This is a genomic window from Ruminococcus bromii, from assembly GCF_002834225.1.
GTDB classification, from domain to species: domain Bacteria; phylum Bacillota; class Clostridia; order Oscillospirales; family Acutalibacteraceae; genus Ruminococcoides; species Ruminococcoides bromii.
Map to the genome: position 1 here is coordinate 47,286 of NZ_NNSR01000045.1, position 8,432 is coordinate 55,717.

Annotated in this window: 9 protein-coding genes; 8 read left to right on the plus strand and 1 reads right to left on the minus strand. The window is 42.9% G+C overall.

The window, feature by feature from the left end:
- Window positions 1-123: 123 nt before the first annotated feature.
- From recA to RBATCC27255_RS04990, 7 genes are all read left to right on the plus strand, one after another.
- Complete coding sequence (gene recA, locus RBATCC27255_RS04960) at window positions 124-1,245, plus strand: recombinase RecA (protein ID WP_101028994.1); 1,122 nt, start codon at window positions 124-126, stop codon at window positions 1,243-1,245.
- A complete protein-coding gene (locus RBATCC27255_RS04965) occupies window positions 1,245-1,850 on the plus strand; it encodes a regulatory protein RecX (protein WP_021882904.1) in 606 nt (201 codons plus the stop codon). The genes recA and RBATCC27255_RS04965 overlap by 1 nt, the downstream gene beginning before the upstream one ends.
- 2 nt (window positions 1,851-1,852) lie before the next feature.
- Window positions 1,853-3,193, plus strand: a complete 1,341-nt coding sequence (rimO, locus tag RBATCC27255_RS04970) for a 30S ribosomal protein S12 methylthiotransferase RimO (RefSeq protein ID WP_101028995.1) — start codon at window positions 1,853-1,855, stop codon at window positions 3,191-3,193.
- A 53-nt stretch (window positions 3,194-3,246) separates the two neighbouring features.
- On the plus strand, window positions 3,247-3,831 hold the full coding sequence (gene pgsA / locus RBATCC27255_RS04975) for a CDP-diacylglycerol--glycerol-3-phosphate 3-phosphatidyltransferase (RefSeq protein ID WP_101028996.1): 585 nt from the start codon (window positions 3,247-3,249) through the stop codon (window positions 3,829-3,831).
- Between the two features lie 37 nt (window positions 3,832-3,868).
- Window positions 3,869-4,522, plus strand: coding sequence for a serine O-acetyltransferase EpsC (gene epsC / locus RBATCC27255_RS04980; RefSeq protein ID WP_101028997.1), 654 nt, complete (start codon window positions 3,869-3,871; stop codon window positions 4,520-4,522).
- A gap of 3 nt (window positions 4,523-4,525) precedes the next feature.
- Window positions 4,526-5,932 (plus strand): cysteine--tRNA ligase, encoded by a 1,407-nt coding sequence (gene cysS, locus RBATCC27255_RS04985; protein ID WP_101028998.1) that lies wholly within the window; start codon window positions 4,526-4,528, stop codon window positions 5,930-5,932.
- A gap of 94 nt (window positions 5,933-6,026) precedes the next feature.
- Entirely contained in the window at window positions 6,027-6,812 is a 786-nt protein-coding gene (locus RBATCC27255_RS04990) for a polysaccharide deacetylase family protein (RefSeq protein WP_015523319.1), read from the plus strand.
- Window positions 6,813-7,224: 412 nt separating this feature from the next.
- Here RBATCC27255_RS04990 and RBATCC27255_RS04995 read toward each other — a convergent pair whose 3' ends face one another.
- Window positions 7,225-7,794 carry a hypothetical protein gene (locus RBATCC27255_RS04995; RefSeq protein WP_101028999.1) on the minus strand — a complete coding sequence of 190 codons (570 nt, stop codon included), beginning with the start codon at window positions 7,792-7,794 and terminating at the stop codon, window positions 7,225-7,227.
- Window positions 7,795-7,962: 168 nt separating this feature from the next.
- On the opposite strand from RBATCC27255_RS04995, the gene RBATCC27255_RS05000 reads away from it, so the two are divergent.
- Window positions 7,963-8,289 carry a helix-turn-helix domain-containing protein gene (locus RBATCC27255_RS05000; RefSeq protein WP_169923259.1) on the plus strand — a complete coding sequence of 109 codons (327 nt, stop codon included), beginning with the start codon at window positions 7,963-7,965 and terminating at the stop codon, window positions 8,287-8,289.
- The last annotated feature ends 143 nt before the right edge of the window (window positions 8,290-8,432 follow it).

The following is an 8,432-nucleotide window of genomic DNA, read 5'->3' on the forward strand; positions in this document are numbered from 1 at the left end:
ATTATTGCATTTTCCCCTCACATATTTTATAATCTTAGTGCGAACATAACCGCCGTTGAAGTGACGGTTATGTTACAGACTGAAAAACATCAGCTCCCTTTGCGGAGTACGGAGGTATATGAAATGGCAGTAGATAAAAACAAAGCGCTTGAAACTGCGCTCACACAAATTGAAAAACAGTTCGGCAAGGGTGCTGTAATGCGTCTTGGCGAAAATAAACATATGAACATTGAACACATCTCAACAGGTTCGCTTTCGCTTGATATTGCACTCGGAATCGGCGGACTTCCCCGCGGAAGAATTGTTGAGATTTACGGACCTGAATCTTCGGGTAAAACAACACTTTCTCTCCACTGCATTGCAGAGGGACAGAAAAACGGCGGCAATGTTGCATTTATTGATGTTGAGCATGCACTCGATCCGACATATGCGGCAGCTCTCGGTGTTGATGTTGATTCACTCCTCGTTTCACAGCCGGACACAGGTGAAGACGCTCTTGAAATTGCAGAGGCGCTTATCCGAAGCGGTGCGATTGATGTTATCGTAATCGACTCCGTTGCCGCTCTTGTTCCAAAGGCTGAAATTGAGGGCGAAATGGGTGACAGCCATGTAGGTCTGCACGCAAGACTTATGTCACAGGCACTGCGTAAACTCGCAGGTGCAATTTCAAAGTCAAACTGCGTTGCAATCTTCATTAACCAGTTGCGTGAAAAAGTAGGTGTAACCTACGGTAACCCCGAGGTTACAACCGGCGGTCGTGCGCTCAAGTTCTACAGCTCCGTTCGTATTGATATAAGAAGGGTTGAAACCCTTAAATCAGGCGGTGAAATGGTCGGTTCACATACAAGAGCAAAGGTTGTAAAAAACAAGATTGCTCCCCCGTTCCGTGAAGCTGAATTTGATATTATGTACGGTGAAGGCATTTCCCGTGAGGGCGAGCTTCTTGACCTTGCCGTAAAGGCTGAGATTGTTCAAAAAGCAGGAGCATGGTTCAGCTATGACGGCAGACGACTCGGACAGGGACGTGACAAGGTCAAGGAACTTCTCAAAACCGACAAGGAGCTTGCTGCTGAAATTGAGAAGAAACTCTGGGAAAATATTGACAAGCTTTATGAACGCAAAAAGCCTGCTCCAAAGGTAAAAATTACCGAAGTTCCGTCTGCAAACCAAGAAATCAAGCCTGATTCTGCGGATAAGACAGACAAAAAGAGCGGTGCAAAAATTGATGTTCTGGTTGACGACTGATGCTTATAACCGCAGTTGAACCACGAAGAAAGGCGATGTGTGCGCTCTACATTGACGGCGAATATGTTATGAATCTTGACGCACGCACAGTTATTGAAAACCGATTTGATGTCGGCAGAGAAATTGATGACGAGGATCTGCACGAGATTATCAGGCTAAGCAATGAGCGCCGTGCAAAGGAAAAGGCTTTGTGGCTTATTTCCTATCGTGACCACTCAAAAAAAGAACTCACCGACAAAATCAAACGCACCTGTGATGAAGAATCGGCGGAAAAGGCTGTTGAGCGAATGGAAGAACTCGGTCTTGTAAATGATGAAAACTTTGCAAGACGATATGCCGAACAGCTTTTGTTTTCAAAACATAATGCTCCGAGAGGTGCGGTAAGACAGCTTGTTCAAAAGGGAATTGACCGTGAACTTGCAGAAGAGATTATCGAAGAAATCGACTTTGATCCATGTGACGGAATAAGGGCGGTTATCGACAGAAAATATAAAAACATAAATGATGAAAAAATAAGGCGAAGAGCCGTTGCCGCTCTGCAAAGGCTCGGATACGGATGGGATGACATTAAGACCGTCCTCAGAGAATACACAGAGGAAGACTGATTATGAATTATAAAGTAGGCATTGTATCACTCGGTTGTGCAAAAAATCAGGTTGACGCCGAGATGCTTTTGTACACACTCAAGAACAGAGGATTTATTATTGTGAACGATCCGGCAGATGCGGACGCAGTAATTGTAAACACCTGCGGATTTATCGAAAGTGCAAAGCAGGAAAGCATTAACGAAATTATTGAACTCGGCAAGCTCAAGGACGAGGGCAAAATCAAGGCAATCATCGTAACAGGCTGTCTTGCTCAAAGATATAAATCGGAAATTTCCGAACAGCTTTACGAGGTTGACTCGGTTATCGGAATCGGTGCTAACGAAACTATCGCAGACATCGTTTTGAAAACACTTGACGGACAGAAGTGCGAAAGCTTCCCCGACAAGGTTTGTCTGCCGCTTGAGGGCGGAAGAATCCTTTCAACTCCCCCCTACACTGCTTATCTCAAGATTGCCGAGGGTTGCGACAACCGTTGTTCCTACTGTGCAATCCCGATGATTCGAGGAAGATTCCGCAGCAGAGATATTGAAGATGTTGTAAAAGAGGCGGAAGGTCTTGCCGAGCGTGGAGTCAGGGAACTCAATGTAATTGCTCAGGACACAACCCGTTTCGGTGAGGATAAATACGGCAAACCGATGCTTGCAGAACTTCTCAGAAGACTTTGTAGGATTGACGGCTTTAAATGGATAAGGGTTCTCTACTGCTATCCCGACAGAATTACAGACGAGCTTATTGACACAATAGCAAGTGAAGATAAGATTGTAAAATATATGGATATTCCGCTCCAGCATTGTGACGGGGATGTTCTCCGCAGAATGAACCGTCACGGCGACAGAGAAAGCCTTACTGCACTTATGAACAAGATTAAGGATAAAATTCCGAATGTAATCTTCCGCTCAACCTTTATTACAGGTTTCCCCGGTGAAACCGAGGAGCAGTTCAATGAGCTTGCAGAGTTTGCCGCTGAGATGAAGTTTCAGCGACTCGGCTGTTTTGCCTACTCTCCCGAGGAAGACACAAAGGCGGCTGAAATGCCCGACCAAATTGACGATGAAATCAAGCAAAAGCGTGCCGATATTATTATGGAGCATCAACAGCAGGTTATGGCTGAATACTGTGAAAGCCTTGTTGGCAAAGAGATTGAAGTTCTTGTTGAAGGCTTTGACAAGCTTGCCGAATGTTTCTTCGGCAGAAGTTATGCCGACGCCCCCGAGGTTGACGGCTGTGTATTCTTCACCTGTGACGGTGAAAAGCCAAAGGCAGGAGATTTTGTCAAGGTGCGTGTAACCGATTACACAGGCTGCGATTCTGTCGGCGAATTTGTCGGCAAAATCGACTAAGTGGCTAAAAGACTCAGCAATTTCATAATATTTAACTTTGAAAGGCACATAAAATGAACTTACCAAATAAACTGACAGTAGGACGAATAATTCTTGTTCCGTTCTTTGTGGCGGCATTGCTTGCAAACTTTCCGCTCAACAATGCCGTTGCCCTGATTATTTTTGTAATGGCATCACTCACAGATATGTTTGACGGAAAAATTGCAAGAAAAAACGGTCTTGTAACAGACTTCGGAAAATTTGCAGATCCGCTTGCAGACAAAATTCTTGTACTTGCCGCCTTTCTGTGCTTTGTACAGCTTGGAATATGTGACTGTGTTGCGGTTATAATCGTGCTTTTCCGTGAATTTTCCGTCACCTCAATACGGCTGATTGCCGCCTCAAAAGGCAAGGTTGTTGCCGCCAATATGTGGGGCAAAGCAAAGACGGTTTCACAGATGATTGCTATAATTGCAGTAATTGCAATGCAAATCGTGCTTGAACTGCCCGAAGTCGGACTTAATTTTATAAACACGGCAACATTTGGACCGATTTTCTTTGTGGTGGGAGAAATTCTCATCTGGATTTCGGTTGTATTCACAATCATTTCGGGCGTTGTATATATAGTTCAGAACAGACAGTTTATTTCTCAGACCTGAGAACAGACTCTCACGGTCTTGACAGGAGGGTGATTGCGTGTTTAAAAACCTGAAAGCGGATATTGATGCGGTTATGGAGCGTGATCCTGCCGCAAGGAGCAGAGCAGAGGTGTTTTTTCTCTACTCGGGTTTCAAGGCGGTGCGTTCTCACCGAAAAGCCAACTGGTGTTTGCGACACAACCTCAAGTTTCTTGCAAGGTGGATTTCTCAGCGCAGTCGTCACAAGACGGGAATTGAGATTCATCCCGGCGCAACAATCGGTAAGGGACTTTTTATAGATCACGGAATGGGCGTTGTTATCGGCGAAACTACAGTAATCGGTGACAACTGCACCATCTATCAGAATGTTACTCTCGGAGGAACAGGCAAAGAAACGGGAAAAAGACACCCCACGCTCGGCAATAATGTGCTTGTCGGCTCGGGGGCAAAGGTTCTCGGTCCGTTCAAGGTTGGTGACAACGCAAGAATTGCCGCAGGTGCGGTTGTTTTAAGCGAAGTTCCGCCGAATGCAACGGCTGTCGGCGTTCCGGCAAGAGTAGTAAAAGTCAACGGTGTTCGCAGTGAAACCCTTGACCAGATTCATGTATCGGATCCGGTTGCACTTGCATTGTGCAACCTTGAGCATAAAATTTTTGAACTTCAGAAACAGCTTGATGAGCTGAAAAAGGAAAATGTAAAAAGTGAGGAATAGCAAATGATTTTATATAATTCTCTCGGACAGACAAAGCAGGAATTTGTACCGCACACACCCGGCAAGGTTAATATGTACACCTGCGGTCCTACTGTTTATCACTATGCCCACATCGGCAATCTTCGCACCTATATTATGGAAGATGTTCTTGAAAAGTATCTTCGTTTTTCGGGTTATGATGTAAACCGTGTAATGAACATCACAGATGTAGGTCATCTTTCAAGCGATGCCGACACAGGCGAGGATAAGATGCTTTCAGGTGCAAAGCGTGAGCATAAGACTGTTATGGAGATTGCAAAGTTCTACACAGACGCATTTTTTGCCGACTGCGAAAAGCTCAACATCAAGCGTCCCGATGTTGTAGAACCTGCAACAAACTGCATTGACGATTTTATCAATATGATTTCCGTTCTGCTTGAAAAGGGCTATGCCTACATTGCAGGCGGCAATGTTTACTTTGACACTTCAAAGCTCGACAACTACTATGTGTTCGGCAATATGAATGAGGATGACCTTGCTGTCGGTGTTCGTGACAGCGTTGAAGAGGACGAAAACAAGCGTAACAAGGCTGACTTTGTTCTCTGGTTCACAAAGTCAAAGTTTGATTCACAGGAACTCAAGTGGGAGAGTCCGTGGGGTGTCGGTTATCCGGGCTGGCACATTGAATGTTCTTGCATCAGCTACAAGCACTGCGGTGAATATCTTGACATTCACTGCGGCGGCATTGACAACGCTTTCCCCCACCACACAAACGAAATTGCACAGAGCGAGGCTTTTCTCGGTCACAAGTGGTGTCCGTACTGGTTCCATGTACTTCACCTCAACGATGCAAGAGGCAAGATGAGCAAGTCAAAGGGCGGTTTTCTTACAGTTTCACTTCTTGAAGAAAAGGGGTACAATCCGCTTGTTTACAGAATGTTCTGCCTCCAGAGCCACTACCGCAAGCCGCTCACATTCTCATATGACAACCTTGACAACACAGCCACAGCCTACAACAAGCTTGTAAAGAGAATTTCCGCTCTTTCAAGGGACGGTGAGCCTGATATGGCAAAGGCTGAGGAGCTTACAAAGGGATTCCGTGAGGCACTCGACAATGACCTCAACACATCTCTTGCGCTCACCTGCGTTTATGATGTTCTCAAAGCTGACGCTGACGATGCGACAAAGCTTTATGTAATCGGCGAATTTGACAAGGTGCTTTCACTCGACCTTACAAAAGTTCCCGAAAGCAACAAAGCGGACGCTGACGATGACTTTGCCAAGGAAGTTGAGGAGCTTATTGCACAGCGTACAAAGGCCCGTGCCGATAAGGACTGGGCGACAGCCGACGCTATCCGTGACAAGCTTAAAGAGATGAAAGTTGTTGTCAAGGACACAAAAGACGGCATTGAATGGCATATTGAGGGCTAACTTGACTGCTATCGCCCAATGAACGCACCTAATTAAAACAAAATATGAATAAATAAAAATCCCCTTCATATAAATTTGGTATGGAGGGGATTTTATGCGTTTGTATATCATAACAAAACGAAATCTAATATCAATCGGATTCTGTCTTTTAATCGGAGTGCTTGCAGGGGCAATTGCAGTCACATCAACCGTTCGAGCCGTTCAGAGTGCGGCTGCTCAGCGTGAAATTCCCATTTACTATGTTGACACGGACAAAAAGCAGGTTGCCCTGTCGTTTGATGCGGCATGGGGCAATGAACAGACCGAGCATCTGCTTGAAATTCTTGATAAATACAAGGTGAAATCAACATTTTTCCTTGTGGGCGACTGGGTTAAGAATTATCCCGACAGCGTAAAGGATATTGCAAAGCACGGTCATGATGTTGGCAATCACAGCAACACGCATCCGCATATGACGCAGATGTCATCGTCCGATATGGTCGGTCAGATTCAGTCCTGCAACGAAAAAATCAAGGAGCTTACGGGCAAAACCCCCACCCTGTTCCGAGCCCCCTACGGCGATTACAACAATGATGTTGTAAAGTCGGTCAACGGATGTAATATGTATTGCGTGCAATGGGATGTCGATTCGCTCGACTGGAAAGATCCTACTCCCGAGCAGATAAAGCAGAATATTATGAAAAAAATCAAGAACGGCAGTATTATATTGATGCATAACGGTGCAAAAAATACCCCCGAAGCATTGCCGACGGTAATCGAGGCAATCAAGTCCGAGGGCTACGAAATCGTTCCGATTTCGCAAATTCTGCTCAAAGGCGAATACTACACAGATGTTGACGGCAAAATGTGCAGTAAAACTGCCACACAACCGAGTTCGTAAGGGAACATTTTATTAATGTCGCAAAACTACCGTCATATTGTAGGGGCGTTCATCGGACGCCCGCCAAGTAAAGGCATAAATTATATGTTAAAACAAATTTTATAAATGAAATGCAGTTACCGAAATAATGTAGCGGAGAACGAGGTTCGCCGCTACATTGCATTGTAGAAAAGGTAACAATTTTACGCTCGAGCATAATTTGTGTTAAATCGCATCGATTTTACAATCGGTACGATTGGCGGTCAATGACCGCCGCTACAGATTATACACAGTTTTCATCACATCAAAAATTATGTGAATAAACAAATAATTTCATCAAAGCGGGCGTCCGATGAACGCCCCTACTGATTAACAATAACTTTCATACAAAAAACAGACTGACAGATTATCAGTCTGTTTTTGTATGCAATCATCATTTTCTTGCAATGTTAAGAATATTTTCCCACCATTCATTAGATGATATTATTGAATAGGTTGTGAGAAAACTTTCCGCTATTAGCAAACGAATGAGTATGACAAATAGTATTGTTAAAAATAAATCCAATGCCATTACTAAACATATATTTAAAATATTACCGTATTCTGCATATTTTAACCTTAAAATAAATGTCGGTACTACACATATAGAACTTATGAACATTAAGTCAAGAGGTATCACAAGCAACGATATAATTGAATTCAGCACATCATTATGACAAACAAAATCTATTGACCAAGTAACAAGTAACAAATAAAAAATTAACACCTTTGCAAAATCAAGTATTGTAAACCCAATCGTAGCTGTAACTTTTACTGATTTGAATGAATTTTTCCGAACTAAATAGAAAGATATAAGAAAAGTAATAATTAATAAAACCGCAAATATTAAATAGCAATTGTTAACAATGAAATCAGCAAATACTTCGGCTACTCTATTACTTCCACACAGATAAAATAAAAATGCAATAATTGCAAAACCACAATTACTAAATAAAATAATCATTGCGTACTCCTTAAATTATTTCTAATTAAAAAATCACTTAATGCAAAAGCAAGTTCTATAATTTTATATACTTTATTCACTTGAATTATACCCATATTGTATAAAATTGTCAACAAAAAGTTATAATATTATACTCACAAAGTATAATTTATGGAGCGGGTACGACAAATGCAAAGAATTAAGGAACTACGAAAAGAAAAATCTATGAACCAAATTGCATTGGGAATGGAACTTAACTTTTCGCAGAAGATAATCAGCGAATATGAAAACGGAAAGGTTGAACCGAGCATTACAACGCTCAAAAAGCTTGCGTCAATCTTTAATACATCTGTTGATTATATAATTGAATATACGAACATCAGACAGCCGATTGACAAAATTGCACAGTCTAAACTTTCGGAAACGGAATGCGAACTTCTCAATGAATTTCGTTGTCTGCCAAAAGAAAAACAAAACATTGCCCTTGGTATCATTATGGGATTAAAGCACAGTTAATTGTAGCCAATATAATTTTATTCGTATCGTGTTTGCACACGAAATGATTAGTAGCCTTGCGACCGCCGCCGGTGGCGGATAAAGGGAGCAATGCGCTGTCTGAAATAACGAGCAATAGGAAGCACATTTATGTGCAACGCATT